This is a genomic window from Micromonospora sp. NPDC050397 (assembly GCF_044901685.1).
GTDB lineage: Bacteria > Actinomycetota > Actinomycetes > Mycobacteriales > Micromonosporaceae > Micromonospora_G.
The window spans coordinates 168,932-194,945 of sequence record NZ_JBJDPS010000007.1; the positions used below are offsets into that span (position 1 = coordinate 168,932).

The following is a 26,014-nucleotide window of genomic DNA, read 5'->3' on the forward strand; positions in this document are numbered from 1 at the left end:
CCCGTGAACCATGCCCGGTTGCCCGGGACGGGTGTTCCGTCAGGCGGCTGATGCCAGCGTCCGGCCCCAGATGCGCTTGTCGGCCGTGCTCGGTCCGTACGACTCCATCAGGACGGGGGCGGCGAGCAGTGCGCCGATCGTGGCGGCCCAGCGCGCGGGCCGGTCGAGCCGCGCCGGCCGGGCGCGGCCCAGCAGCGCCGTCAGCCGCTCCTGGTACGCGAGGTCGCCGCGCTGCCCCGGGGCCAGCCGGTCCAGCCGCGCCCCGTCGACCAGGTACGCCGAACAGACGGCCAGCTCCGGGGCACGTCCCGGGGCGTCCAGGTGGGTGACGGCGAGCGCGTCGACGCCACCGACCACCTCGACCGCGTAGCGGTGGGCCACCGCGTCGAAGTGACCCACCCGGAACGGTCCCTGCCAGGGTCCGTTGCCGTTGTGCCGGTCGGGCAGGGCGGCGGTGAGCGCCGGGTCCTCGGTGACCAGCGGGCCGACGCCGTGCCGCGTCGTGTACGTGCGCACCACCCCCAACCGTCGCGCGCCGTGACCCGCCTCGGCCAGCAGTGTCTCCGCGTTCTCGAACGTCGTGGTCGACCACGTCGTGTACGGGTGCCAGCCGAACCACTCGTCCAACAACACCCCCTGCGCCCCCTCGAAGACACACCTGCCGGAGCCGAGCAGCCGGCGTCGGGTCGCCGGCCCGTCCACGACGGAGACGATCGCGCCGAAGGTCCGGAACACGGAGACCACCTCGTCCACCGACGGCCCGCCGAGGTCGCCCAGCTCGTCGGTGAGCCGGTCCCGTACGGCCGCCAGGCGTGCGCGCAGTCGGGCCGGGGCGAGCGTGTCGCCGGCCCGGGGGGCGTCGGCGTGACGCAGCGCGTACGCCGTGGTCTCGCCGACCCCCATGCCGCAGGAGCCGTGCCGGCTTGCCCCCCGACCCAGCTCGCGCAGCCGGTTGGCGGCGACGTGCCACGGTGTGCAGAGCGGCGCCTCGGCGTCGACGGTGAGCAGTTCGAACGGGTCAGGTACGCCGATCGCGTTGAGCTGCTCCGCCTCGGCGGCCAGCGCGAGTGGGTCGACCACCACGAAGCGGGACAGGTGGGTGGGCACCCCGTGCAGGGTGCCCGACCCGAACTGGGCGAACGTGTGGTGCCGTCCGTCCGGTGTGACCACGTTGTGTGCCGCCTGTGCGCCCCCGTTGAACCGGACCACCGAGGCCACCGGCCCGTCCGCGCAGAGCCGGTCCACCACCGTGCCCTTGCCCGCGTCGCCGTAGCCGAGGTCGACCACGACGACGTGCCGCCCGTCGGCGTTCACAGCCGGACCAGCCCGTCGTCCGGGCCGTCGGTGTCCAGCCCCTGCGGCAGTTCCGTCCGCACCACGGCACCCCGGGCGGTGCCGATGGTGGCCAGGGCCTTGCCGACCGTTCCGGTCGCGGTCGAGCCCACGTCCGCCAGGTCGTGCAGCCCCTCGGCCAGGTCGATCGCCTCCTCGCCGAGACCGACGGTGAGCGCGATCGTCTCGCAGACCGCGTCCAGGTCGTCGAGTTCGATCACGTGCTGGCCGAGCAGCCGGCGCCAGTGACCCAGGATCTCCGGGTCACCGGCGTAGCTCGCCCCGCTGGGCAGGATGTAGTAGACCTCGAAGTGCTGGCGCAACTCGGCCACGATCGCCGCGACCGAGATCGGTTCGGCCAGCTCGTCGCCGATCCAGCGGCGCACCTCGGCCGGCTTCACCTGCGGGTACGGCAACTCGTCACCGATGATGAACAGGTAGCCGCGCCGGCCCCGCCGCCGCACACTGTCCAGGCTGGTGTGCCGGGCCATGAAGTACATCGCCAGCTCGTACGACTCGGTGCGCTGGCCGCCACCGCCCCCTTCGAGCACGAAGCTGGCGAGGTCGTCGTCCATCCGGTTGTCCGACTCGAACTGGCCGATCTGCAACGGCACCCGGTCGCAGGTGGCGTCGCCGATCGCACCGAACATGATCTGCGGGTCGGTGGCGTACCCCTTGCGCAGCAACAGGCCGAACAACTCCGGCAGCTTGCCCTGCAACACCCGGGGCACGTTGCCCATCGAGCCGGTGACGTCGAACAGCACCGCGATCGGGGTCGACCGGGGGTGCTCGTCGCTGTCACGGCTCTCCCGTACGTCGACCCCGCGCGGGTCGAGCCGTTCGTGCACGCTCCGCGCCCCGCCGTCGCTGTACGCGAACGCGCTCTTCCCGGTGGCCGCGCGGTAACTCGCGGCGGCGCCGTACACGTCGGTGGACCAGCGTCCACTACCCATGGTCTGTCTCCCTCTCGTGGTGTGGTCAGGCGGGTGTCGGTGGTAGGAGCAGGCGCCGGAACCGGCGCGGGCCGTAGCGCCGCTCCAGCAGTTCGTCGAGTTCGCCGAGCAGCCGCCAGGCGTCCTGCGGGCGTCGGCGCGGATTGGCCAGGGTGCAGCCACGGATGAACCGGGTCAGGGCGGCGTCCGCGCGGGACCCGATCAGCCAGTCGACGCAGCGGGAGGCCAGGTGGATGTCGGTGGCCGGGGTGGCCGGGCCGCGGCGGCCCACCTCCGGCGGGTACCAGTCGCGGTAGCGGGCCACCAGCGCCGGCACCGAGCCCCCGTCGCCGCCGACCGAGTAACACCAGTCGACCAGGACCACGCCGTGTTGCTCCGGCTCGATCAGCACGTGCTCGGGCAGGACGGCGCCGTGCACCACCCCGGCCCGGTGCGCCCAGCCGAGGGCGACCAGCAGTCGACGCCAGATCCAGGCGGCGTCGCGCGGGTCGAGGCCGCCCGGGTAGGCCCGCCGGACCTCGGTGAGCGGGACCAGGCCGGGGGAGTGGGCCAACACGTTCGCGGTGCGCCGTACGCCGGTGTCCGGGTCCTCGTGCCGGAAACTCTCCACCAACTCGGGCGCGTAGGCACGGTGTTGTGGGTCGCCGAGGCGGCGCAGCGTGTCCAGCGCGACCGCCTCCCGTTCCAGCAGGTCGTTCTGGGCCGGCTGGCGGGGGAGCTTGAGCAGGGCGTCACGGTTGTCGTAACGGACCCGGTAGAGGTTGGCCAGGTCGCCGGTGGCGAACCGCTCGCCGATCATGTACTGGTGCCGTCGGGTGCGCAGACCCGGCCCGCCCCGGCCCTGGTGCCGGGCCCAGAGGTCGGCCAGGAGCGCGAAGACGGCCGTGGCGGTCGCCGTCCGACCGGCCGGTGCCGCGTCCGGGTGCAGCAGCCGGGCCATCCTGCGGTACGTCACCGCGTCCTGACCGTCGCCGAACAGGTCGCCGGGCGTACGGGCGGCGCGGACCAGGGTGACCGCCTCGTCGAAGGTCATCGTGTGCCCTCCCCGGGGCGAGGGTCGGCCGTTGTGGCTCATCGCACCGTCTCCTCCCGGGACGGGCGCAGCAGCGCGGGGTGCAGCAGCCTGGCGTCGCCGGCCCGGTAGAGGCGGGCCCGGGGCCCGCCGCGCTCGCCGCCCCGGCTGGTGGTCTCGCCGGTGCTCTCCACGAAGCCCGGCACGGAGAGCACCTTGCGGTGGAAGTTGCCCGCGTGCAGCTCCTCGCCCCAGACCGCGGTGTAGACGCCGCGCAGCTCGCCGATGGTGAACTGGTCACCGAGGAAGGCGGTGGCCAGCGGGGTGTACTCCAGCTTCGCGCGGGCGCGTTCGAGCCCGGCGGCGAGGATCGCCCCGTGGTCGAAGGCGAGCGCGCCGGCCGCGTCGACCTCGACCCAGGCCGCGCCGGCCGCGTCGGAGCCGGCCCGGGGGTCGGGCAGGCTGGGGGCGAACGCCAGGTGGGCGACGGAGACCACCCGCATTCTCGGGTCCCGGCCGGGGTCGCCGTAGCTGGCCAACTGCTCCAGGTGGAGCCGGGCCAGTTCCCCTTCGCCGGGGCGCAGCCCGGTCTCCTCGGCGAGCTCGCGGATCGCCGCCGACTCCAACGGCTCGTCCCGGACGAAACCGCCGGGCAGGGCCCGGTGCCCGGCGAACGGCGGCTCACCCCGGGTGACCAGCAGGACGTGCAGCCGGCCGTCGCGGATGGTCAGGGCGACCACGTCGACCGTCACGGCGAGCGCGGGGTATGCGCGCGGGTCGTAGCTGTCGAGGAATTCCTGTTCGGTGGTCACGCCTGGTTCGGTGGTCACGCCCGGCCTCCGGCCTGTCATTCTCAAGCTGAGTGTTTCTCAGTAGGAGGGTAACTTAGCTCCGCCACGCCCGGTGGGTCAACGTCGTTTCCGTGCCCGTGTCTAAGCCTTCGGGGTGAATCCCCCGTCAGCGGAAGAACCGCGAGTCTCTTTCGGCTACCGTCAACCGGAAGATTCGCCCAAGTCGGACATTGGTCCTGGACGGGCCGTTGCCAACCGAACATGTCGAAGAAGCGGCGGAAGGTGGAAGGGCAGATGGTTGCACGAAGGCGACTTCTCGCGGCCGGTGCCGCAGGCGGTGCCGCCCTGATGGTTCCGGTGGGGAACCGCCCGGCCGGCTCGCACACCCGGTCGGCGTACGCGATGGACCCCGGAGGCATCCCGAAGTACGTCTCCGACCTGGTGATCCCGCCGGTCATGCCGCCACTGCCCGGCGACGGCAAACAGGCCCTCGACGAGTACCTGATCGCCGTACGCCAGTTCCAGCAGCAGATCCTTCCGCCCGGCTACCCGACCACGACCGTCTGGGGCTACGGCTCGCCCAGCCACGGCAACACCTTCGGCTACCCCGGGTACACGGTGGAGGCGAAGGTCAACCGCCCGGTACGGATCACCTGGGCCAACGAACTCGTCGACGAGCGGGGCAACTTCCTGCCGCACCTGCTCCCCGTCGACCCCACCCTGCACTGGGCCAACCCCGGCGGCGGTGTCGAACACCGCGACCAGCGACCGACCTTCACCGCCGGGCCGGAGCCGTACAACGGGCCGGTGCCGTTTGTCACCCACGTGCACGGCGCGCACACCGCGCCGGAGAGCGACGGTTACCCCGAGGCGTGGTACCTGCCCGCCGCGAAGAACATCCCGGCCGGCTACGCCCCGGTCGGCAGCTTCTACGACGAGTTCCGCGAGACCTTCGCCCGCCGGCACAAGGTCGAGTGGAAGGCGGGCTCGGCGACCTTCGAGTACCCGAACGACCAGCGGGCCACCACGCTCTGGTACCACGACCACACCCTCGGCATGATCCGGTTGAACATCTACGCCGGGCCGGTCGGTCTCTATCTGCTCCGAGGCGGCGCGCACGACCTGCCGCCGGGCGTGCTGCCCGGTCCGGCCCCGGCCCGCAACGACCCGCCGGGCTCCCGCTACTACGAGCTGCCGCTGATCATCCAGGACCGTTCGTTCCACGAGGACGGCTCGCTCTCCTACCCGAGCCGGGCGGCCATCGACGGCTTCTCCGGCCCGTACGTTCCGGACAGCGACGTCTCACCGATCTTCAACTCGATGTTCTTCGGCGAGACCATCGTGGTCAACGGCAGCACCTGGCCGGTGCTGCGGGTCGAGCCCCGGCGCTACCGGTTCCGCGTGCTCAACGCCTGCAACTCGCGCTTCCTGATACTCCGGATCGCCGGGGACGCGACCGCCCGGCCAGCCTCGACCGCCGTACCCTTCTGGCAGATCGGCGCCGACGGCGGCTTCCTGCCCGAACCGGTCCGGCAGGAGCGGATCGTGCTCGGCAACGCCGAGCGGGCCGACGTCGTGGTGGACTTCACCGGCATCGCCGAGGGGACCGAACTGTACCTGGTCAACGAAGGACCCGACCACGAGTTCCGGGGCGGCACGCCCGGCACGGACTTCCCGGCGGCCAACCCGGAGTCCACCGGCCAGGTGATGAAGTTCCTGGTCGGGCCGCTCGTCGGAGCGGACCAGAGCCTCCCGCTGGAGCAACTGGAACTGCCCGCCTTCACCCCGCTGGGCCAGGAGAGCGTCACCCGGCAACTGTCGCTCAACGTCGAGCGCTCCGCCGTGGCTCCGGCCGCCGGGGTGGTCGCCCACCTGGCCGGCGTGATCGACCCGGCGGGGCGGCGGGAGCCGCTGCGCTGGCACGATCCGGTCCGGACGAACCCGGCGGTGGGCGCCACCGAGATCTGGGAGTTCCACAACTTCACCCCGCACGCCCACCCGGTCCACATCCACCAGGTGCAGTTCCAGGTGCTCGGCCGGGGCCGCGACGGGAAGACCCCGCCGGACCCCTCCGAGTCCGGTTACAAGGACACCGTGGTCGCCCTGCCCGGCCAACTGACCAGGGTCAAGGCGAGGTTCGACCTACCGGGACGCTACGTCTGGCACTGTCACATCCTGGAGCACGAGGACAACGAGATGATGCTCCCGTTCCTCGTCGGTCAGACACCGAGGGGCAGCGCGGACACCGGCGGCGGCCCTGCGGCCGACGCCGCCCGGGGACTCGCCGCCGCCGGGGCAACCGCGCTCGCGGCCGCCGCCACCGGCATCCTCCTCCGGCGTAAGGAAGGGCCCCTTATTAACGCTATAGCGTTAATAAGGGGCCCTTCCTTACGCGGTGGGTGGGCGGGGGGCGCGCGGGGCGGGCGGCGGTGACTGGCGTTGGCGCTGCGGGGAGTACGGGTCCCGCGCCGGTCTCGGTGCCGGGCGACCGATCGGGGCGAGGATGTCGTCGAGCAGTGCCCGCATGGCGTTCGACGGCTCCAGTTGCAGTTCGCTGAGAATGAGCTGCCGGTACGCGTAGAACGCGTGCAGCGCCTCGTACGCGTTCCCCTCGTCCAGGTGCACCTGGACGATCAGCCGGTGCGGGGTCTCCCGCAACGGTTCGGCCCGCATCGCCTCCAGTGCCGCCTGCAACGCCTCGCCGTGCTGGCCGGCGCGCAGGTACGCGCGGGCGATCTGCTCCAGGGTGTGCAGCCGCAGTTGGCGCAGCCGTTCCCGTTCCAGCAGCACCCAGTCGTCGTACCAGCCGGGGAGCAGGTCGTGCCGGCCGGCGGCGAGCACCCCCTCGGCCCAGCGCGGGTCGCCGCCCTCGCGGACCCGGGCGGCGGCTCGGACCAGGTCGTCCACGTCCACCTCCACGTCGGCGCCGAGGCGGACCGCCCCACCGGTGGTGAGTACGGGGCAGGTCCCGGTGCGGCGCAGCCGCCACAGTGCCGTACGCAGCCGGGACAGGGCGCGCTCCTCCGGCGTGTCCGGCCAGAGCAGTCCGGCCAGGTGCGTACGGGTCGCGCCCGGACGCAGTCCGATCAGCGCGATCACGCGTTGCAGCCCGCGCGGCACCACCACCGGCGTACCGGCGCGCAGCAACCGGAAGCCGTCGAGCAGGAAGAGGTGCACGGTCCCGGGCTGATCCGGGTCGCCGGAGACGGGTCGGCGGAGCACGGTGGGCGCCATGCTGCTGTCAGAGGTCATGGTCGAACCCCCTGCACCGGAACCCAGGTCCCGAACCACGCTGGCCGGGACTGTCGCCCTGGCCTGGCTGGGCATGACCGTGGTGCCAACGGCTCTGTCGTTGAACTGTCCCATGCCCCCGAAAGTGTGACGAAGAGTAGCAATCGCCCATATGCTCGGTCAATCGTCCGGGCGCCCTTCCGACTCCGGCGCGCCCCGTCGAAGCGTCGGCTCGTTGGGCTAAGACCGCGTCATCGCCCCTGGTCAGACGGGGTATGAACGCGAACTGATGATCCACTGCTGGCGTCACCGGAACGTCACCGGCGGCGCTCACCGCCCACGCGGACGCGGTGACAGCACGTTGACGGTCCTGCGCGCATCGTGACCAACGTTTCCGCGGACGCGCCGCCGCCTCCGCGGCGGTCCCGCCGCCGAACGTCCGCTGGTCCGATCGCACCTCGCGCCACAACACGTCCCCACTCCGATCCGGCACGGGGCCCTGACCCTTGGGAGGTCGTAGATGCATCGATCGCTGATCGTCGCCAAAATCGTGCCCGGGGCGGAATCGGAGGTGGCGCGGATCTTCGCCGAGTCCGACGAGACCGAACTGCCCGGCATCGTCGGTGTCCAGCACCGGTCCCTCTACCGCCTCGACGATCTCTACGTGCACCTGCTCGAAACCGAGGAGCCGGTGGCGGCCGGGCTGATGGCAGCCAGCCGGCACCCCGAGTTCGTACGGGTCAGCGAGCGGCTGCGGCCGCACATCTCGCCGTACCTGTCGACCTGGCGCTCGCCACGCGACGCCGTCGCCGGCTGCTTCTACCGGTGGGACGCAGGTGGGGCCGACCCGACGTACCAGGGGCCGGTCGGGGCAACCGGGAGTGGACGATGACCGCGAGCACCACCGCCGAGACCGTCGCCGACCAGCACTGGACCCGCTGCCGATCGTGCTCGGCACTGCTCTACCGCAAACGGCTACGCCGCAACCTCGACGTCTGCCCCGAGTGTGGCGACCACCGTCGGCTCCCCGCGCCGGACCGGATCCGGCAACTCGTCGACCCGAGCACCTTCACCCCGCTCCCCGGCGACGTCGCGTCGGTCGACCCGGTCGAGTTCGTCGACTCGATCTCGTACCCGCAGCGGCTCGCCGCCGCCCGGTCGGACACCGACCTCGCCGAGGCGGTCCTCTGCGGCGAGGCCCGGATCGACGGCCACCCGTTGGTCCTCGCGGTGATGGACTTCCGGTTCCTCGGCGGCAGCCTCGGCGCCGTGGTCGGGGAGCTGATCACCCGGGCCGCCGAGCGGGCACTCGACCGGAACCTACCGCTGCTCCTGGTCACCGCCTCCGGCGGCGCCAGGATGCAGGAGGGTGTGCTGTCGCTGATGCAGATGGCCACGGTGAGCCAGGCGGTCGCCGCGCTGCGCGAGGCGGGTCTGCTGACCATCAGCCTGATCACCGACCCGACCTTCGGCGGCGTCGCCGCCTCGTTCGCCACCAACACCGACGTGGTGATGGTGGAGAGCGGCGCCCGGATGGGCTTCGCCGGCCCCCGGGTGATCCACCAGACCATCCGCCAGCCACTGCCGGAGGGCTTCCAGACGGCCGACTTCCTGCTCCGCCACGGCCAGGCCGACATGGTGGTCGAACGCTGGAGCCTGCGGTCCCGGCTCCGGCCGCTGCTCGCCACCGCGCACGCCGCCTCGTCGTCGGGCTCGACGTCGCTGCCGGAACCCCCGCCGCCTCCGCAGCCGGTCCTGATCCGGGATCCGGCGCGGCTGGTCGAACCGGACGGCTGGCGTGCGGTGCAGGCGGCGCGGCACCTGGACCGGCCGACCACCCTGGACTACCTTGCCACCGCCTTCGACGGCTTCACCGAACTGCACGGCGACCGGCTCGCCGCGGACTGCCCAGCCATCGTCGCCGGCCTGGCCCGTATCGCCGACCAGCAGATGATCGTGGTCGGGCACCAGAAGGGGCACCACACCAAGGATTTACTCGCCCGGAACTTCGGCATGCCCACGCCGGCCGGTTACCGCAAGGCACAACGGGTGATGCGACTCGCGGTCCGGCTGGGGCTGCCGATCGTCACGCTCGTCGACACTCCCGGCGCGTACCCGGGAATCGAGGCCGAGAAGCACGGCCAGGCGGCGGCGATCGCCGACAGCATCCTCGCCATGACCGGGCTGCCGGTCCCGATCGTCGCCGTGGTCACCGGTGAGGGCGGCAGCGGTGGCGCGCTCGCCCTGGCGGTCGCCGACCGGGTGCTGATGCTCCAGAACGCGGTCTACTCGGTGATCAGCCCCGAGGGCTGCGCGGCGATTCTCTGGAACGACCCGACCGCCACCCCGCGTGCCGCGCGGGCACTGCGGGTCACCGCACCCGACCTGCTCCGGCTCGGCGTCACCGACGCGGTTGTGCCGGAGCCGCCGGGGGGCGCGCACGAGGACCCGGCCGCCGCCGCCGACCTGCTGCGGCACGCCGTGGTCGAGGCACTCGGCCCGCTGCTGCGGATGCCGGCCGAATCCCTGGTACGCCAGCGCCGGCTGCGGTTCCGGCGGTTCGGTGCGGGCACCGGTACGACCACTACGGCGGTGGATCCGCGATGACCGACGAGCCGACCGAGGACGATCATCTGATGGCCCGGCTGCGTGAGCAGGCGAGCCGGCTGGTGGCCGAGGTGGACGGTCCACTGCGACGGATCCGGATGCGCAGCGGCAGCGCGGTGCTCGAGATCGAGTGGCACGGCGTACCGGCGGTGGTCGCGGCGGGACCGGTCGACCCCGCCGGGGCGCCGACGTACGCCGTGGGCGCCGTCCCGGTGCTGCCGGCGGTCGCCGCGACGGCCGCCGAGACCGGATCCCGGCAGAGCGTCGTCTCGCCGATGGTCGGGACCTTCTACCGGGCCGCCGAACCGGGCGCGGCGCCCTTCGTCGAGGTCGGTGACCTGGTCGAGCCCGGACAGGTGATCGGCATCGTCGAGGCGATGAAGTTGATGAACCACATCACCGCCGAGCACGCCGGCAAGGTCGCCGAGGTGCTGGTCGGCAACGGCGAGCCGGTCGAGTTCAACCAACCCCTGATCGCCCTGGTATCCGGCTGACGCCGAGGACGGTGTCCGATGTTCGAAAAGCTGCTCATCGCCAACCGTGGCGAGATCGCGCTCCGGGTCGCGCGGGCCTGCCGTGAACTGGGCGTCCGTACGGTGGCCGTGCACTCGACCGTGGACCGGGACTCGGCCGTGGTCCGGCAGGCCGACGAGAGTGTCTGCATCGGGCCGGCGGCCAGCCGACACAGCTACCTCAACGCCGCCGCGATCATCGAGGCGGCCCGGCAGACCGGTGCCGGGGCGATCCACCCCGGCTACGGTTTCCTCTCCGAGGACCCGGACTTCGCCGAGATCTGCGCCGACAACGGGCTGGTCTTCGTCGGACCCCGGCCCGAGGTGATGGCCGCCCTCGGCGACAAGTCCCGGGCTCGGGCACTGATGCGTGACGCGGGCCTGCCGCTGCTGCCCGGCAGTGTCGAGACGCTCGGCACGGTCGGGGAGGCGCGGGCGGTCGCCGACGAGATCGGCTACCCGGTGATCATCAAGGTCGCCGCCGGTGGCGGTGGCCGGGGCATGACCGTGGTCTGGTCGGCCGCCGACTTCGCCCGCGCGTACGCGCACACCCGGACCGTCGCCCGGGCGGTCTTCGCCGACGACCGGGTCTACGTCGAGCGGTACCTGCCCCAGGCCCGTCACGTCGAGGTGCAGGTGCTCTGCGACGGGCACGGTGGCGGGGTGCATCTGGGCACCCGGGACTGCTCGGTACAGCGTCGCCACCAGAAGCTGGTCGAGGAGGGCCCGGCTCCGGCGCTCTCGGCCGCCACGCTCCACGCGATCGCCGCGGCGGCCCTGCGCGGCGCGCTCGACGTCGGCTACACCGGTGCCGGCACCGTGGAGTTCCTGGTCGACGAGGCGGAGCGGTTCTACTTCATGGAGATCAACTGCCGGATCCAGGTGGAGCACCCGGTCACCGAGATGATCACCGGGATCGACCTGGTGCACGAGCAGTTGTACCTGGCCAGTGGCGTACCGCTGCGGATCCGGCAGGACGAGGTCCAGTTGCGCGGCGTGGCGATCGAGTGCCGGGTCAACGTGGAGGACCCGGATCGGGACTTCCTGCCCACACCCGGCCGGCTGGACCGGTTCCGGCCACCCGACGGCCCGTTCACCCGGGTCGACACGCACGGTGCACCCGGGTACGTGGTCGGACCGCACTACGACTCGCTGCTCGCCAAGGTCGTGGTCTGGGCACCGGAGCGGACCCTCGCCATCGACCGGCTGGAGCGGGCGCTGGAGGAGTTCGACATCGGCGGGCCCGGGGTGCACACCACCATCCCGTTCGTCCGTCGGGTCCTCGACGACGCCCGGTTCCGCAAGGGCCGCTACTCCACCGACCTGGTCGACCGGCTGCTGCGCGACGGCGCCGCGCCCGCGCGGCCGGCGGTCGACCCGTCCACGCTTCCGGCCGACGGTACGCGTCGTCCCACGGCACCGGCGGCATGACGACCGCCCGTGGCGGACCGGCACCGGCCACCGGCGCACCGTCCCCTCCTCCCACCGGCACGCCGTCCCCCTTTCCACCCGACAGGTCCCGATCCCGATCCCGATCCCGAAGTTCAAGGAGAGCCAGATGACCGTGCAGAAGGCGGACAAGCGGCTGGCGACAGCCGAGGACATCACCTCGATCCTGGTCCGCAACTGTGGACTCAACGCGGAGTCGGCCGCCGCCGCGCCCACCGCCTCGCTGGAGGAACTGGGCATGGACTCACTGGCTCTGCTCGAACTGCAGGCCGTGGTCGCGGACCGGTACCAGGTGCAGATCCCCGAGGAGGTCAAGCATCTCAGCATCGCCGACATCGCCGAACTGGTGGACCGCCAGGCCGAACCGCCCCTGGTGCCGACGCAGACCAACGCGCCGCCCACCGTCACCGTCGAGCCGGCAGCCGGCATCGAGGCCGCCGTCACCACCGAGCCCGCCGTCACCACCACCGGGCCGGCGGCCGGCACCGGGCCGGCGGAACCCGCCGCGACGGTCGGTGCGGGCGTACCGGGTCCGGCCGAGCCCGCCCAGGACACGGACCCGCCCGGACACACCGAGAACAGCGTGGTGATCCTCGCGCCCCGGCAACTCGTCTGGGAACTGACCAACGACGTCGGCGCCTGGCCCAACCTCTTCACCGAGTACCAACTGGCGGAGGTGCTCGAACAGCGGGGCAACCGGGTGTTGTTCCGGCTGACCATGTTCCCGGACGAGAACGGCATCGCCTGGAGCTGGGTCAGCGAACGGACCATGAACCCGGAGCAGTTCGAGGTGCACGCGCGCCGGGTGGAGACCGGGCCGTTCGCGTACATGCGGATCTACTGGCGGTACGACGAGGTGCCCGGCGGCACCCGGATGACCTGGGTCCAGGACTTCGCCATGAAGCCCACCGCCCCGGTCGACAACAGGCAGATGACCGAACGGATCAACACCAACAGCAGGATCCAGCTCAACCTCATCCGGGACCGGATCGAGCTGGCCGCGCGGGAGCGGGCGTTGGACGTACCGAATGGGGGAGACGATGAGTGAGTTCGGACCGTACCTGATCGCCGCCCGGAACGTGGCGCCCGACCAGCGACGCGGCGGCGAACTGCGGGTGCTGCTCGGCCCGAAGACCGTCGGCAGCACCTCGGGGTTCATGGGGGTGGCCACCATGGCGCCGGGCGAGCGGATCGCCGAGCACTACCACCCCTACAGCGAGGAGTTCCTCTACGTCACCCGGGGCGCGATCACCGTCGACCTGGACGACAAACCGGTGCCGGTCGCCGCTGGCGAGGCGCTGTTCATCCCGGTCGACACCCGGCACCGGTTGCGCAACACCGGTGACGAACCGGCCGAGGTGGTCTTCCAACTCGGCCCCCTGGCGCCCCGCCCGGAGCTGGGCCACGTCGACACCGAGCGCACCGGCACCCCGCCGTCGCGACCGGAGTTCGCGTCATGACCACCCGGCGTACGGTCGTCACCGGCATCGGGGTGGTGGCACCGGGCGGCCCGACCCGCAAACAGTTCTGGTCCACCATCACCGAGGGCCAGACCGCCACCCGCCGGATCAGCTTCTTCGACCCGTCGCCGTTCCGTTCCCAGATCGCGGCCGAGTGCGAGTTCGACCCGGTCGCGGCCGGGCTCACCCCGCGCGAACGTCGCCGCGCCGACCGGTACGTCCAGTTCGCCCTCGCCGGGTCGATCGAGGCGCTGGCCGACAGCGGGCTGGAGCTGACCGACGAGGTGCGTACGCGTGCCGGGGTGGTGCTCGGCTCGGCGGTCGGCGGCACCATGGCGCTGGAGGACGAGTACGTGGTGGCCAGCGACTCCGGTGCGCGGTGGCTGGTCGACCACGAGTGCAGTGGCCCGTACCTCTACCAGGCGCTGGTGCCGAGCAGCCTGGCGGCGGACGTGGCGGTCCGGCACGAGCTGCACGGGCCGGCGCAGGTGATCTCCACCGGCTGCACCTCCGGCATCGACTCGATCGGGTACGCCTACCAGCTCATCTCCGACGGCGAGGCCGACATCGTCGTCACCGGGGCCTCGGACACGCCGATCTCCCCGGTGACGGTCGCCTGCTTCGACGCGATCAAGGCGACCACGCCGGACAACGACGACCCGGCCCACGCCTCCCGGCCGTTCGACCGGGACCGGCACGGTTTTGTCCTCGCCGAGGGGGCGGCGGTGCTGGTGCTGGAGGAGTTGACGCACGCCCTGCGCCGGGGCGCGCACATCTACTGCGAGGTCGGCGGCTACGCCAACCGCAGCAACGGCTACCACATGACCGGCCTGCGCCCGGACGGCGTGGAGATGGCCCTGGCGATCAGTTCCGCGCTCGACCAGGCCCAGGTCAACCCGGACGAGATCTCGTACGTCAGCGCGCACGGCTCGGGCACCCGGCAGAACGACCGGCACGAGACGGCCGCGTTCAAGCGCTCGCTCGGCCCGGCCGCGTACCAGGTGCCGATCAGCTCGATCAAGTCCATGGTCGGGCACTCGCTCGGCGCGATCGGGTCGATCGAGATGGCCGCCTGTGCGCTGGCCATCGAGTACGGCGTGGTGCCACCGACCGCGAACTGGGCCAACCGCGACCCCGAGTGCGACCTCGACTACGTCCCCAACACCGCCCGGGACCTGCCGGTGGACGTGGCACTCTCGGTCGGCAGCGGCTTCGGTGGCTTCCAGTCGGCGATGGTCTTCAAGCGGCTGCGGGAGAGCAACCGATGACCGCCCGGCCGGTGATCACCGGCATCGGCGTGGTCGCGCCGAGCGGGATCGGCACGGACGCGCACTGGAAGACCGTGCTGGCCGGGGAGAACCGGATCGGCCGGATCACCCTGTTCGACCCCGGGTGCTACCCGAGCACGCTCGGCGGTGAGGTGGCCGACTTCGACGCCACCACCTACGCGGACAACCGCCGGCTGGTGCAGACCGACCGCTGGACCCATCTCGGCTTCGCCGCCACCCGGCTGGCGCTGGCCGACGCCGGGCTGCCCGAGGTCGCCACCGACCCGTACGGCTACGCGGTGACCCTGGCCAGCTCCTCCGGCGGGAACCTGTTCGGCCAGCGCGAGCTGCAACGGCTCTGGGGGCAGCCATCCCGCACCGTCGGCGCGTACCAGTCGATCGCCTGGTTCTACGCGGCCAGCGTCGGACAGGTCTCCATCCACCACCAGTTCAAGGGACCGTGCGGGGTGCTGGTGGCCGAGGCGGCCGGCGCCCTGGACAGCCTGGCCCACGCCGCCCGGATCATCCGCCGGGGCACCCCGGTGGTGATCGCCGGCGGGACCGAGTGCCCACTGAGCCCGTACGCCCTGGCCTGTCAGATGCGCAACGGGCTGCTCAGCGTCGGCGACGACCCGGACCGCGCGTACCGGCCGTTCGACGTGTCCGCCTCCGGTTACGTACCGGCCGAGGGCGGCGCGGTCTTTGTCGTCGAGGACCTCGACCACGCGCTCGCCCGTGGGGTGACCACGGTGTACGGCGAGATCGCCGGCTGGGGCGCCACCCACGACGGGCGGCACACGGCCCGGGTCGGCCCGGTCGACCCCACCCAGTACGCCCGTTCGATGCGGCTGGCCCTGGACCGCGCCGACTGTGCCCCCGAGCAGGTGGACGTGGTCTTCCCGGACGCGCTCGGGTCACCGCGCCACGACCGGAGCGAGGCGGACGCGCTGCGTACCGTCTTCGGGCCGCAGACGCCGCCGGTGACGACGCAGAAACCGCTGGTCGGACGGGCACACCAGGGCGGTGCGGCGCTGGACGCGGCAAACGCGCTGCTCGCACTGCGGCACCAGGTGCTGCCCCCCACCGCCGGGCTCGACCAGCCGGCTCCCGGCTGCGAGCTGAACTTCGTCCGGCAGACCCGTGGCCAGCGGGTCCGTACGGCGCTGGTCGGCGCGCGGGGCTTCGACGGGTTCAACAGTTCCGTGCTGATCCGCGCCTACCAACCCTCGGCGGGGCTGCCCGGACAGCGGGATGGATCAACCAACGGGCCGGGAGGAGACGGCGATGGATGAGTCGGGCAGTGCACGGGTGGTGTTCCTCATCCGGGTGCCGGGTGAGCGGACGGACGAGTTCCTCCGGGCGTACGAACGGATTCGTTACCAGGTTGCCGAGGGGGTGCCCGGACACCTGGTGGACCAGGTCTGCCGTTCGGCCACCGACCCGGAACAGTGGCTGATCACCAGCGAGTGGCGGTCGCTCGCGGACTTCGAGGCGTGGGAACGCAGCGGCGACCACCGTGAGCTGGTCAAGCCGATGCGTGAGTGCATGACCGAGGCCCGCTCGATGCGGTTCGCCATTCACGCGCAGACCTCGGCCCGGGACCGTACGCCGGTCCGCGCCGGACCCGGCGAGCGGGCGGAGGACTGAACCACCCGTACGGCGGTGTGCGTCCCTCGGACACCGCCGCAACCCCTCAGGAGGAAAGCCATGGCTTCGAGCTGGCACGCGCTGCACTATCCGCTCAAGGCGAGGAGTGAGGAGAAGGTCAAGGAACTGTTCCGGATGAGCGGACGACCGCAGTTCCAGATTTACGGCGACGACGGACGACTGGTGGGACGCCTGCTCAGCACGATGGCGTTTGTCGGCCGTGAGATGGCGGTCCGGGTGATCGAGGTCGAGGGACCGCTCGGTCTGGTCGCCACCCACATCAGCCGCCAGGACACGATCCGGGAGTTCGAGCAGGAGTTGCAGGAGCACCTGGCGGTGCCCCGGGACATGACCACCCCGCAGGGCGCCCGGGACTTCTTCCGCAGCGCCTCGATGGAGTGCGTGCTCACCCGCCGGCACGACCGGTAGCGAGGCGGCGGGCGCCGACCGGTCGGTGCTGGTGGCGCCGGCCTGCTCAGCGGTGGTGGCGCCGGCGCCGGCGCTTGACCAGCCAGCGGACGATCAGCGCCAGCACCACCGCGGCCGCGATGCCGGCGCCCGCCTCCCCGAGGTAGCTCTCGGCCCGCTTCCACGACTCGCCGAGCACGTAGCCGATCAGGATGACGGCGGTCGCCCAGCTAACCCCGCCGATGACGTTGTAGAGCAGGAACCGCCGGTACGGCATCCGCGTCATCCCGGCCAGGGCCGGCACCAGCGCCCGCAGCACCCCGACCCAACGGCCGAGCATGACCGCGGCCGGACCGTGCCGGTCGATGAACCGTTCCGCCCGCTGCCAGCGTTCCTCGCCGATCCACCGGCCCAGCCGGCTGCGCCGCAACGGCATCCCGACCCGGCGGCCGATCTCGTAGCCGACGCTGTCCCCGATCACCGCGCAGACGGCGGCCACGATCACCAGGGCGGCGATGTTGGTCCGCCCGGTCGCGGCGAGCGCGCCCCCGATCAGCAGCGCCGTCTCACCGGGCAGGATCAGCCCGACGAAGGCGGCGCACTCGCCGAACGCGAGCGCTCCGACCAGCACCAGCAACGGCCAGCCGGACAGGCCGGAGACGATGTCGCTGAGCCAGTCCACCCCGGAGCCGTTCAGCCGTTGCCGTACGGCGGCCGAACTCGACCGCCGCCGGCCCGGCGTACGTCGGCTCCGACGGGTGTCGGCATGTTTGTCCCCTCGTCCCGGCGGCTGCGTCCCGGCATGGCGCACCGGTGGCGGTGTGCTCGCGCCACCAGCACCATCAGACCACCCGGCAGGTGTCGGACCTGGGGAAATGCGCCAGCCTCGCAGCCACCCGGACGGCCCCGGAACCGGACTCGCCGTCGGGAAGGTCCCGTTGCCCCCGGAACCGGGCAGGCGTCGGAGAAGCTCCGCCGCGCGGTGCGGACCGACCCGCCGGGGCTCGGTCCGGTCAGAGGTCGAGGACCAGCCGCGGACCCCGGGAGCGGGAGACGCAGACGAACATGGTGTCGTTGGCCGCCCGCTCGTCGTCGGTGAGCAGCGAGTCCCGGTGGTCGACCTCCCCGGCCAACACCGTCGTCTCGCAGGTGCCGCAGGTCCCCTCGGTGCAGGAGGAGAGCACGTGCACCCCGGCGGCCTCGATCGTCTCCAACACCGACCGGTCCGGCGGCACGGTGAGCACCAGGCCCGACGTGGCGAGTTCGACCTCGAACGAGCCCTCCCGGGCCAGCGGACCCTGCTCCTTCGGGGCGAACCGCTCCATCCGCAGGCCAGCCACGTGCCGCTGCCGGCAGGCCGCCTCCATCGCGAGCAGCAGCGGCTCGGGACCGCAGCAGTAGACCAGCGTCGTCGCCCCGACGTCGGCGAGGATCGTGTCGAGGTCGAGCAGCCCGATCTCGTCCTGCGGGCGGATCTCGACCCGGTCGCCGTACCGGCGGGTCAACTCGTCGGCGAAGGCCATCGAGGTACGGGTGCGTCCGCCGTACACCAGCCGCCACGGTCTGCCGGCGGCCTCGGCGGCGGCGAGCATCGGCACGATCGGGGTGATACCGATGCCACCGGCGACAAAGAGGTAGGCCGGCGCCGGGTCGAGCGCGAAGTGGTTACGGGGTCCGCGCGCCAGCACCGTCCCGCCGACCGTCAGGGTGTCGTGCAGGAACCGGGAGCCGCCCCGCGACTGCGGCTCCAGCAGCACGGAGACCGTCCAGTGCCGCCGTTGGGCGAGGTCGCCGCAGAGCGAGTACTGCCGGGCCTTGCCGTCACCCACGGCCAGGTCGATGTGGGCGCCGGGCGCCCACTCCGGCAGCAGGCCGCCGTCGGGCCGGGCCAGGGTCAGCCGTACGACGCCGTGCGCCACCTGTTCCCGGTCCCGGACGACCAGGTCGAACTCTGCCTCGTCGCCCGCGCCGCCCATGTCGACTCCTCCCGGTGGATCACGATCGTGTCCCGGCCAGCGACCGCCCGCCCGCCGGGGCCGGTCGACCGCTCCCCGACCCCTCGTCCCCGTGCTGGTCGGGATGGCCCAGCAGCCAGTCCCAGAGCTCGACCGGATCGTCGGCGTCCCGGTCGGTGCCGCACCAGCAGGTGCCGCGCAGCCGGTCCGAGCCGGGCAGCCAGACGATGCGGTACACGCCGGTGCCGGTGAGCCTGCGCGGCTCGGTGGTCATCGCGCCGCTGCCCGCGCCTGCGGCGCGCTCGCCTCGGCCATCCGCTTCAGGATGCGCCGGGCGGCCAGCCCGCCGGTGTCGATGTTGATGCTCAGTTCCTGGTAACCGGCCGGTTCGGTGGCGATGACCTGTTCGAGCTTGTTCAGCGCGGTGACGTCCTGCAACACCACGGTCCGGTTGCTGGTCCCGAGGAAGTCGGACACCTCCTGGTCGTCCAGGGCGAAGTCGCGGGCGACGGCCCAGAAGTCGTGGGTGCTCGTCGCGGTCTCCGGGGTGATCGCGTAGACCACCTCGACGTGAAAGGCGTTCTCGTCGCTGCCGTCCGGCTCGGGGTAGACACCGACCGGTGCGATCCGGCTGTGCAGCAGGTAGAGGCAGGGCGGGTGGTACTCGATGTCCTGCCAGCGCACGATCCGCCCCTCGATCCCGGTCGAGCGGGAGTAGAACGGCGGGCACTCGGCGTCGTCCATGTGCCGGCTGACGTACACGATGTTCTTTTCCTCGTCGACCTCCGTGGTGATCGGCGTGTTCGCCACCTCGGGAGTGCCGATGTAACCACCGTGCAGGTAGGTCTCGTGGGAGAGGTCGAGCAGATTGTCGACCAGCAGGTCGTACCTGGCGGCGAGCGGCTCCATCCCGTAGACCGTGGTGTAGCCCTCCATCCGCAACCACGGCGCGCGGGGGATCAGCGACTCGTCGGCCAGCGCCGTCTCACCGATCCAGACCCAGACGAAGGAGTCCTGCTCCTTCACCGGGTAGGCGCCCAGCCTGGCGGTACGCGGAATCCGGGTCTGCCCCGGCACCGCCACGCAGACCCCGTCGGGGCCGTAGGTGAAGCCGTGGTAACCGCAGACCACGGTGTCGCCGACGAGGTGGCTGGGAGGCTGGGAGAGCGGGAACCTGCGGTGTACGCAGCGGTCGCTCATCGCGACCACCGCCCCGGCCTCGGTGCGCCAGAACAGGATCGACTCGCCGCAGACCGTACGGCTGAACAGGTCCCGCCCGATCTCGGTGCCGTACGCCGCGACGTACCACTGGTTCCTGACGAACTCCATCTCCGGTCTCCTTCCCGGTGGTCCCCGCCGCGCCCACGCGCGACGGGGAGGACGTCCGTTCCGGGTTACTGGAAGAGCGCGCTCACCTGCGGCGGCTTGGTGACCAGCCCGTCGCGCTCGGCCATGTCGGCGAGCGCCTGTACGGACTCCCGGTTCACCTGGGCCGGAAACGCGGGCAGCGTGAGGGTGGGGATGATCTCGGCGCCGATCGAGGTGTAGGTGGAGAGGATCTGGCGGGTCTCGTCCGGGTGCGAGGCGGCGTACGCCTGCGCCTCCACCATCGCCTCGGTGAACGCCCGGACCAGTTCCGGATCCGACTTGAGCATCTGGTCGGCGGTGAAGTAGGTGGCCACCGAGAGGTTCGGGGTGGCCTCCGCGTAGGCCGAGGCGATGTCCCGGGCCTTCTGGTTGCGCGCGATGGTGAGGAAGGGCTCGACGACAAAGGCCGCGTCGACCCGTCCGTTCGCCACGGCGGCCGGCATGTCCGGGAACGGCAGCTCGACGAACTTGACCGACCGGGGGTCGCCGCCGGCCTTGCGGACCGCCTCGCGTACGACCGTGTCGCTGATGTTGTTCAACGTGTTGATGGCGACGGACTTGCCGGACAGGTCGGCGCTCGACTTGATCGGGCTGGCCTCGGGAACGACCACCCCGGCGAAGTCCTTGCCCGGTACGCCGGTCGAGGCGGAGCCCGGTGCCACGATCTTCAGCGGCAGACCACGGGTCTGGGCGAGCAGGAGCGAGGTGTTGTTGCTGAAGCCGAAGTGGAACTGTCCGGAGAGGACGGCCGGCACGATGGCCGCGCCGCCCTGGGCCAGCTCGAGCTTGACCTCGAGCTTGCGCTGGGCGAAGAATCCCTTCTGGACACCGAGGTAGATGGGCGCCACGTCCAGAATCGGAATCACCCCGACGGTGATCTTTCTGTTCTCGTCGGTGCTGCGGCTCTCGGCGCTCTCGCCGTCCCCACCGCCGCACGCGGTGAGCAGCAGCGCTGTGGCCAGCAGGACGGCAAGTCTGGTGCGCATCATCGTGCTCCCGATCTGGCCGCCGCGGTAGCGCCCGGCCATCCCCGTGTGAATCGTGAGGGCAGAATCCTCTATGGACCCTAGAGTCCGTCCGGTCGGCCGGTCAACAAATGGCCGTTCGGTGCGCTAGTCCTTCTTGTTGTCACAGGCGACACCGTCGCCGTCCTTGTCCAGCTTCGCCGAGTAGCCCGGATCGCCGGTGCGCAGCGGGGTGACGCCGGCTCTGCGTGCCTGGTTGCAGTTCTTGTACGTGACCCCTTCGGTCGGCACCGGTCGAAGGGTCGGCGAGACGCCGGGCTGTCCGGTCGGCGCGACCCGGGTGGAAGGCGCGGGCACCGGCTCGCGGTCCTCGCTGTCGACCGGCGCCTGCCGGGCCGGCTCGGGCGGCGTCGACCTGCTCGGCGGCCGGGGTGTCGGCGGTGCCGGTGGCTCGACCCGTGCCGGCACCGCGTCGTCGGGGGAGAGCGCGGTCGCCGGCGGGGTCTGGTCGGCGAAGACCGCGCTCAGGGTTGCCGCGCCGATCCCGAGGGTCAGCACCAGCAGCAGGGTGAGCAGCCAGAACCGTCGCCGGTTGACGGCTGTGCGGGAATTCGGGACCACGGCCGGCGGAGTCGTCGGCGGAGCTGACGGCGGCCGTGGGATCGGCGACCGGTATCGCCCGGCGGCCTGGTTGCCCCGACCGTAGACGTGGGCGCGGGGCTCCTGCCGCTGGTTGTCGAGGGGCGGCTGGCTCACGACAGCACAGGCTACAGGTGCGCCCAGCGAAGCCCGCCGATGCGCCCCCCGATCCCGGGTAGTGTCGTGTCGGTGGCGCAGGGCCCGGGGTGTGGCCTGCGTCACAAGGCGGAACACAGGGCACCGTTTGTTACTTGAGTCGTACAGGCTCAACTCAAACGATGGCAGGTGTTCGATGGCAACTCTTCCGGTTCTGCCCCTGACCGACGCAGTCCTGCTGCCCGGGATGGTCATCCCGGTGACCCTCGACCCGAGCACCCAGGCTGCCGTCGACGCCGCACGCGCGGCGGGTGACAAGAAGGTACTTGCGGTGCCCCGGGTTGACGGGGAATACGGCTCCATGGGCGTTGTCGCCCTGATCGAGAAGGTTGGTCGGCTGCCCAGCGGCGAGCCGGCCGCCGTGGTCCGTGGCATCACCCGGGCCCGGATCGGCTCCGGCGTGCCCGGACCCGGCGCCGCGCTCTGGGTCGAGGCGACCGAACTCGACGAGCCCACGCCGAACGGCAAGGCCAAGGAACTCGCTCGCGAGTACAAGGCCCTGGCCACCTCGCTGCTCCAGGAGCGCGGGGCGTGGCAGGTCATCGACGCCCTAGAGCGGATGACCGACCTCGGCGAGCTGGCCGACTCGGCCGGCTACGCACCGTGGCTCAGCCTGACCCAGAAGATCGAACTGCTCACCGCGCCGGACGTGACGACCCGACTCGAACTGCTCGTCGGCTGGGTCCGTGACCACCTCGCCGAGCAGGAGGTCACCGAGCGGATCAACTCGGACGTGCGCGAGGGGCTGGAGAAGTCCCAGCGCGAGTTCCTGCTCCGCCAGCAGCTCGCCGCGATCCGCAAGGAACTGGGCGAGGACGAGCCGGACGGCTCGGCCGACTACCGGTCCCGGGTCGAGGCCGCGGACCTGCCCGAGAAGGTACGCGAAGCGGCCATCCGCGAGGTCGGACGGCTGGAGCGGGCCAGTGACGCCTCCCCGGAGGCGGGCTGGATCCGTACCTGGCTCGACACGGTGCTGGAGATGCCGTGGACCACGCGTACCGAGGACAACACCGACCTGGCCGCGGCCCGTGAGGTGCTCGACACCGACCACGCCGGCCTGACCGACGTCAAGGACCGGATTCTGGAGTACCTGGCCGTACGGAACCGTCGGGCCGCCCGCAACCTCCAGGTGGTCGGCGGACGTGGCTCGGGCGCGGTGCTCGCCCTCGCCGGTCCTCCCGGGGTGGGCAAGACCAGCCTCGGCGAGTCGGTCGCACGGGCGCTCGGCCGCAAGTTCGTCCGGGTGTCGCTCGGCGGCGTACGTGACGAGGCCGAGATCCGGGGCCACCGGCGTACCTACGTCGGCGCCCTGCCCGGCCGGATCGTGCGGGCGCTGCGCGAGGCGGGCTCGATGAACCCGGTGGTGCTGCTCGACGAGGTGGACAAGATCTCCGCCGGCTACGCCGGTGACCCGGCGGCGGCCCTGCTGGAGGTCCTCGACCCGGCGCAGAACCACACCTTCCGGGACCACTACCTGGAGGTCGACCTCGACCTCTCGGACGTGCTCTTCCTGGCCACCGCCAACGTGGTCGACACCATCCCCGGCCCGCTGCTGGACCGGATGGAACTGGTCACGCTGGACGGCTACACCGAGGAGGAGAAGGTCGCCATCGCCCGGGACCACCTGCTGCCCCGGCAGCTCGAACGGGCCGGTCTGACCACCGAGGAGTTCAGCGTCAGCGACGAGGCCCTGGGCCAGATCGCGGCCGAGTACACCCGCGAGGCGGGCGTACGGCAGCTCGAGCGGTCTCTGGCCCGGGTCCTGCGCAAGGTCGCGGTCGCGCTGGCCACCAGCGACGAACCGGTACGCGTCGACACCGACAACCTCAAGACCTACCTGGGACGGCCCCGGTTCACCCCGGAGTCGGCCGAGCGCACCGCCGTCCCCGGCGTGGCGACCGGCCTGGCTGTCACCGGAGCCGGTGGTGACGTGCTCTTCATCGAGGCGACCAGCATGGAGGGCGAGCCGGGGCTGACCCTGACCGGCCAGCTCGGCGACGTGATGAAGGAGTCGGCGCAGATCGCCCTGTCGTACCTGCGCTCGAACGGCCGCAAGTTCGGGCTCGACCCGAACGCGCTGGCCGGACGCCGGATCCACCTGCACGTACCGGCGGGCGCGGTGCCCAAGGACGGCCCCAGTGCCGGCATCACCATGGTCACCGCGTTGGCTTCGCTCGCCTCCGGGCGGCCGGTCCGTCCCGAGTTCGGGATGACCGGTGAGGTCACCCTGGCCGGTCGGGTCCTGCCGATCGGCGGGGTGAAGCAGAAGCTGCTTGCCGCGCACCGGGCCGGGCTCACCGAGGTCATCATCCCGGCGCGCAACGAGCCCGACCTGGACGACCTGCCGACCGAGGTACGCGAGGCGTTGACCGTGCACACCATGGCCGACGTGGCGGACGTGCTCGCACTGGCCCTGCGGCCGGTCGAGGAGGTCGACGGCATCCAGGAACTGGGTGACTCGGCGCTGGCCGTGGCTTGACACCTGCGATCACCCAGGGTCCCAGGGTGATCCGAGCGGGGGCGTTCCACTTCGGTGGGGCGCCCCCGCTGTCGTTCCGTCTTCGGTCCTGTCGCTGGTGCCCTTCGGGCAGAGGCAGTCACGACGCCAGTCCCGTTCGAGCCGGTACGGGCCACCACCGTGCCGGTCGACACAGGGGTGGTCCGCACCTCGCCGATGGCGCGGTCCGGCTGGTCGAGGACGTGGAGCGCTGGATCGAGGTCCACCAGCCGTGGAAGGCGCGCGGCGCGGGCGAGCCACAGTCCCGGAAGCCTGAGACAACGAGTTGACGAGGAGTAGCGGCCGCACGCGAGACAGTTGGCACTGACTCCGTCCGAGCGGCCCAGCCGCCAGAGCGGGTGGCTGTTAGCCTCGCTCCTCGATGGTTCAACAGTTTGGTGACCGGGCCACCTTCGCGGTGGAGATCGGCGAGTTCTGGGGAGGGTCGTCCCAGCTTCGCATCGTCGACCTCTGGGCGGCGGGCAAGCGGCTGACCGTCGACGACAACTGCGCCTACCTCCCGTCTTTCACCTACGCCATGCGGTCGACCGCCGCCAGGGTGCGTCACGGCGATGTGGGGTCATGCCCTTTTCCGGGACGTTCGCCGGAGGAGATCTTCCGGCTGCTGGTGGCGGACGAGACGGAGTCCCGGGAGCAGTACTGGTTCATGCAGTGGGGCCCGACGGTCGACAACCTGTCGAAGTACGCCTACCTGGACGGCGACCTGGTGCTCGTCTTCACCTTCTGGCGACCGACGCATCCCGTACCGGGCGAGCGGGACAGGGTTTTTGTCGCCACGATTCCGCCGGCTGACTTCGTGGCCACGATCGAGGCCGCGGTCGGGCTGCTGGACGCCGAATCCCCAGCCACCCCATAACCGATCCCACGACAGTCCCGCCCCGTCGCGACACGGACCTTTCCCGTACGGGTGGATGGCACACTGCCGGGCATGGGTGACGTACGGCTGGTCGGGGACGAGGTCGACGCGGACGGTGGGGCGCCGACGCTGCTGCTGGTGCACGGGCTCGGTGCGACGGGCGCGGTGTGGGACCGGTGGCGTCCCTATCTGGACGAGCACTGGGCCGGTCGCTGGCTCGCCCCCGACCTGCCCGGTCACGGCGCCGCGAAGCCGCTGCCCCGCTACACCTTCGGGGCGATGGCGAGCCACCTAGCCGACCTGCTCGACCGGGACCGGCCGGTGGTGGTGCTCGGCCACTCCCTCGGCGGGGTGCTCGGGCTCGCCCTGGCCAGCGGCTGGTTCGGCGTACGGGTCCGGACCGCGATCGGGCTCGGCATCAAGGTGCACTGGACCGCCGACGAGTTGGCGAAGGCCGGTGCGCTCGCCCGACGCCCGGTCACCTGGTTCGACTCCCGTGAGGCGGCGGCCGAGCGTCACCTGCGGGTTTCCGGACTGGCCGGACTGCTGTCGCCGGACGATCCGGTCGTGGCGACCGGGATCGTTGAGCAGGAGGGGCGGTGGCGGCTGGCGATGGAGAACGCCACCTTCGGGGTGGGGAAGCCGGACCTGCCCGGACTGCTCGCCGCCGCCCGTGGTCGGGTGCTGCTGGCCCGGGGCGAACACGACCCCATGGTCACGATGGACCAGTTGACCCAACTGTCACCCTCGGCGGTCACCCTGCGCGCCCTCGGTCACAACGCCCACGTCGAGGACCCGTCCAGGGTGGCGGACCTGCTCACCCCGCCCCTCCCTGCGGCCCGCCCCGCCGACCACGCGGGTTGATCATGAGTTATCGCAGGTGTCGA

At 71.8% G+C, this 26,014-nt stretch carries 25 protein-coding genes; 14 read left to right on the forward strand and 11 right to left on the reverse strand.

Annotated elements, in window-relative coordinates; translation table 11 throughout:
• Positions 1 to 39 precede the first annotated feature (39 nt).
• Genes ACI2K4_RS23895 through ACI2K4_RS23910 form a run of 4 tightly spaced genes read right to left on the reverse strand, consistent with a single transcriptional unit; the run spans position 40 to position 4,109 of the window.
• Positions 40 to 1,314 (reverse strand): adenylosuccinate synthetase, encoded by a 1,275-nt coding sequence (locus ACI2K4_RS23895; RefSeq protein ID WP_404514282.1) that lies wholly within the window; start codon positions 1,312 to 1,314, stop codon positions 40 to 42.
• Complete coding sequence (locus ACI2K4_RS23900) at positions 1,311 to 2,285, reverse strand: hypothetical protein (protein ID WP_404514283.1); 975 nt, start codon at positions 2,283 to 2,285, stop codon at positions 1,311 to 1,313. The genes ACI2K4_RS23895 and ACI2K4_RS23900 overlap by 4 nt, the downstream gene beginning before the upstream one ends.
• A 25-nt stretch (positions 2,286 to 2,310) precedes the next feature.
• Positions 2,311 to 3,360: a molecular chaperone DnaJ gene (locus tag ACI2K4_RS23905; protein WP_404514284.1), complete on the reverse strand. Its 1,050-nt coding sequence runs from the start codon at positions 3,358 to 3,360 to the stop codon at positions 2,311 to 2,313.
• Positions 3,357 to 4,109 carry an NUDIX hydrolase gene (locus ACI2K4_RS23910; protein WP_404514413.1) on the reverse strand — a complete coding sequence of 251 codons (753 nt, stop codon included), beginning with the start codon at positions 4,107 to 4,109 and terminating at the stop codon, positions 3,357 to 3,359. Before ACI2K4_RS23910 ends, ACI2K4_RS23905 begins: the two co-directional genes overlap by 4 nt.
• 273 nt (positions 4,110 to 4,382) lie before the next feature.
• Between ACI2K4_RS23910 and ACI2K4_RS23915 the strand changes: the two genes are divergently transcribed.
• A complete protein-coding gene (locus tag ACI2K4_RS23915; protein WP_404514285.1) occupies positions 4,383 to 6,521 on the forward strand; it encodes a multicopper oxidase family protein in 2,139 nt (712 codons plus the stop codon).
• Here the strand turns inward: ACI2K4_RS23915 and ACI2K4_RS23920 are convergent.
• Positions 6,477 to 7,322, reverse strand: a complete 846-nt coding sequence (locus ACI2K4_RS23920) for a BTAD domain-containing putative transcriptional regulator (protein ID WP_404514415.1) — start codon at positions 7,320 to 7,322, stop codon at positions 6,477 to 6,479. The genes ACI2K4_RS23915 and ACI2K4_RS23920 overlap by 45 nt on opposite strands.
• Positions 7,323 to 7,839: 517 nt before the next feature.
• Between ACI2K4_RS23920 and ACI2K4_RS23925 the strand changes: the two genes are divergently transcribed.
• The 10 genes from ACI2K4_RS23925 to ACI2K4_RS23970 all read left to right on the forward strand — a co-directional run bounded on the left by ACI2K4_RS23925 (position 7,840) and on the right by ACI2K4_RS23970 (position 16,691).
• Positions 7,840 to 8,211, forward strand: coding sequence for a TcmI family type II polyketide cyclase (locus ACI2K4_RS23925; protein ID WP_404514286.1), 372 nt, complete (start codon positions 7,840 to 7,842; stop codon positions 8,209 to 8,211).
• Entirely contained in the window at positions 8,208 to 9,926 is a 1,719-nt protein-coding gene (locus ACI2K4_RS23930; RefSeq protein WP_404514287.1) for an acetyl-CoA carboxylase carboxyltransferase subunit alpha, read from the forward strand. Before ACI2K4_RS23925 ends, ACI2K4_RS23930 begins: the two co-directional genes overlap by 4 nt.
• A complete protein-coding gene (gene accB / locus ACI2K4_RS23935; RefSeq protein WP_404514289.1) occupies positions 9,923 to 10,420 on the forward strand; it encodes an acetyl-CoA carboxylase biotin carboxyl carrier protein in 498 nt (165 codons plus the stop codon). The genes ACI2K4_RS23930 and accB overlap by 4 nt, the downstream gene beginning before the upstream one ends.
• A gap of 18 nt (positions 10,421 to 10,438) precedes the next feature.
• Positions 10,439 to 11,869 carry an acetyl/propionyl/methylcrotonyl-CoA carboxylase subunit alpha gene (locus ACI2K4_RS23940; RefSeq protein WP_404514290.1) on the forward strand — a complete coding sequence of 477 codons (1,431 nt, stop codon included), beginning with the start codon at positions 10,439 to 10,441 and terminating at the stop codon, positions 11,867 to 11,869.
• 127 nt (positions 11,870 to 11,996) lie between these two features.
• The gene (locus ACI2K4_RS23945; RefSeq protein ID WP_404514291.1) at positions 11,997 to 12,935 is read left to right on the forward strand and encodes an SRPBCC family protein; all 939 of its coding nucleotides are present in this window, start codon (positions 11,997 to 11,999) and stop codon (positions 12,933 to 12,935) included.
• Positions 12,928 to 13,347 carry a cupin domain-containing protein gene (locus tag ACI2K4_RS23950; RefSeq protein ID WP_404514293.1) on the forward strand — a complete coding sequence of 140 codons (420 nt, stop codon included), beginning with the start codon at positions 12,928 to 12,930 and terminating at the stop codon, positions 13,345 to 13,347. Before ACI2K4_RS23945 ends, ACI2K4_RS23950 begins: the two co-directional genes overlap by 8 nt.
• Positions 13,344 to 14,615 carry a beta-ketoacyl-[acyl-carrier-protein] synthase family protein gene (locus tag ACI2K4_RS23955; RefSeq protein WP_404514294.1) on the forward strand — a complete coding sequence of 424 codons (1,272 nt, stop codon included), beginning with the start codon at positions 13,344 to 13,346 and terminating at the stop codon, positions 14,613 to 14,615. The genes ACI2K4_RS23950 and ACI2K4_RS23955 overlap by 4 nt, the downstream gene beginning before the upstream one ends.
• The gene (locus tag ACI2K4_RS23960) at positions 14,612 to 15,907 is read left to right on the forward strand and encodes a beta-ketoacyl synthase N-terminal-like domain-containing protein (RefSeq protein WP_404514295.1); all 1,296 of its coding nucleotides are present in this window, start codon (positions 14,612 to 14,614) and stop codon (positions 15,905 to 15,907) included. The genes ACI2K4_RS23955 and ACI2K4_RS23960 overlap by 4 nt, the downstream gene beginning before the upstream one ends.
• On the forward strand, positions 15,867 to 16,262 hold the full coding sequence (locus ACI2K4_RS23965; RefSeq protein WP_404514296.1) for an antibiotic biosynthesis monooxygenase family protein: 396 nt from the start codon (positions 15,867 to 15,869) through the stop codon (positions 16,260 to 16,262). The genes ACI2K4_RS23960 and ACI2K4_RS23965 overlap by 41 nt, the downstream gene beginning before the upstream one ends.
• A gap of 60 nt (positions 16,263 to 16,322) precedes the next feature.
• A complete protein-coding gene (locus ACI2K4_RS23970; RefSeq protein ID WP_404514297.1) occupies positions 16,323 to 16,691 on the forward strand; it encodes a SchA/CurD-like domain-containing protein in 369 nt (122 codons plus the stop codon).
• 46 nt (positions 16,692 to 16,737) lie between these two features.
• Here the strand turns inward: ACI2K4_RS23970 and ACI2K4_RS23975 are convergent, their stop codons facing one another.
• The 6 genes from ACI2K4_RS23975 to ACI2K4_RS24000 all read right to left on the reverse strand — a co-directional run bounded on the left by ACI2K4_RS23975 (position 16,738) and on the right by ACI2K4_RS24000 (position 21,714).
• A complete protein-coding gene (locus tag ACI2K4_RS23975) occupies positions 16,738 to 17,481 on the reverse strand; it encodes a DedA family protein (protein ID WP_404514298.1) in 744 nt (247 codons plus the stop codon).
• Positions 17,482 to 17,683: 202 nt separating this feature from the next.
• A complete protein-coding gene (locus tag ACI2K4_RS23980; RefSeq protein ID WP_404514299.1) occupies positions 17,684 to 18,646 on the reverse strand; it encodes a PDR/VanB family oxidoreductase in 963 nt (320 codons plus the stop codon).
• 19 nt (positions 18,647 to 18,665) lie between these two features.
• Positions 18,666 to 18,899 (reverse strand): hypothetical protein, encoded by a 234-nt coding sequence (locus tag ACI2K4_RS23985; RefSeq protein WP_404514300.1) that lies wholly within the window; start codon positions 18,897 to 18,899, stop codon positions 18,666 to 18,668.
• On the reverse strand, positions 18,896 to 19,954 hold the full coding sequence (locus ACI2K4_RS23990) for a Rieske 2Fe-2S domain-containing protein (RefSeq protein ID WP_404514302.1): 1,059 nt from the start codon (positions 19,952 to 19,954) through the stop codon (positions 18,896 to 18,898). The genes ACI2K4_RS23985 and ACI2K4_RS23990 overlap by 4 nt, the downstream gene beginning before the upstream one ends.
• A gap of 65 nt (positions 19,955 to 20,019) precedes the next feature.
• The gene (locus ACI2K4_RS23995) at positions 20,020 to 20,982 is read right to left on the reverse strand and encodes an ABC transporter substrate-binding protein (protein ID WP_404514303.1); all 963 of its coding nucleotides are present in this window, start codon (positions 20,980 to 20,982) and stop codon (positions 20,020 to 20,022) included.
• Between the two features lie 123 nt (positions 20,983 to 21,105).
• Positions 21,106 to 21,714, reverse strand: a complete 609-nt coding sequence (locus ACI2K4_RS24000) for an excalibur calcium-binding domain-containing protein (RefSeq protein WP_404514304.1) — start codon at positions 21,712 to 21,714, stop codon at positions 21,106 to 21,108.
• 175 nt (positions 21,715 to 21,889) lie between these two features.
• On the opposite strand from ACI2K4_RS24000, the gene lon reads away from it, so the two are divergent.
• The 3 genes from lon (at position 21,890) to ACI2K4_RS24015 (ending at position 25,991) form a co-directional block, all read left to right on the forward strand.
• On the forward strand, positions 21,890 to 24,232 hold the full coding sequence (gene lon / locus ACI2K4_RS24005; RefSeq protein ID WP_404514305.1) for an endopeptidase La: 2,343 nt from the start codon (positions 21,890 to 21,892) through the stop codon (positions 24,230 to 24,232).
• A gap of 400 nt (positions 24,233 to 24,632) precedes the next feature.
• Positions 24,633 to 25,127, forward strand: a complete 495-nt coding sequence (locus ACI2K4_RS24010; RefSeq protein WP_404514306.1) for a hypothetical protein — start codon at positions 24,633 to 24,635, stop codon at positions 25,125 to 25,127.
• Positions 25,128 to 25,199: 72 nt separating this feature from the next.
• Positions 25,200 to 25,991 carry an alpha/beta fold hydrolase gene (locus ACI2K4_RS24015; RefSeq protein WP_404514308.1) on the forward strand — a complete coding sequence of 264 codons (792 nt, stop codon included), beginning with the start codon at positions 25,200 to 25,202 and terminating at the stop codon, positions 25,989 to 25,991.
• Positions 25,992 to 26,014 lie beyond the last annotated feature (23 nt).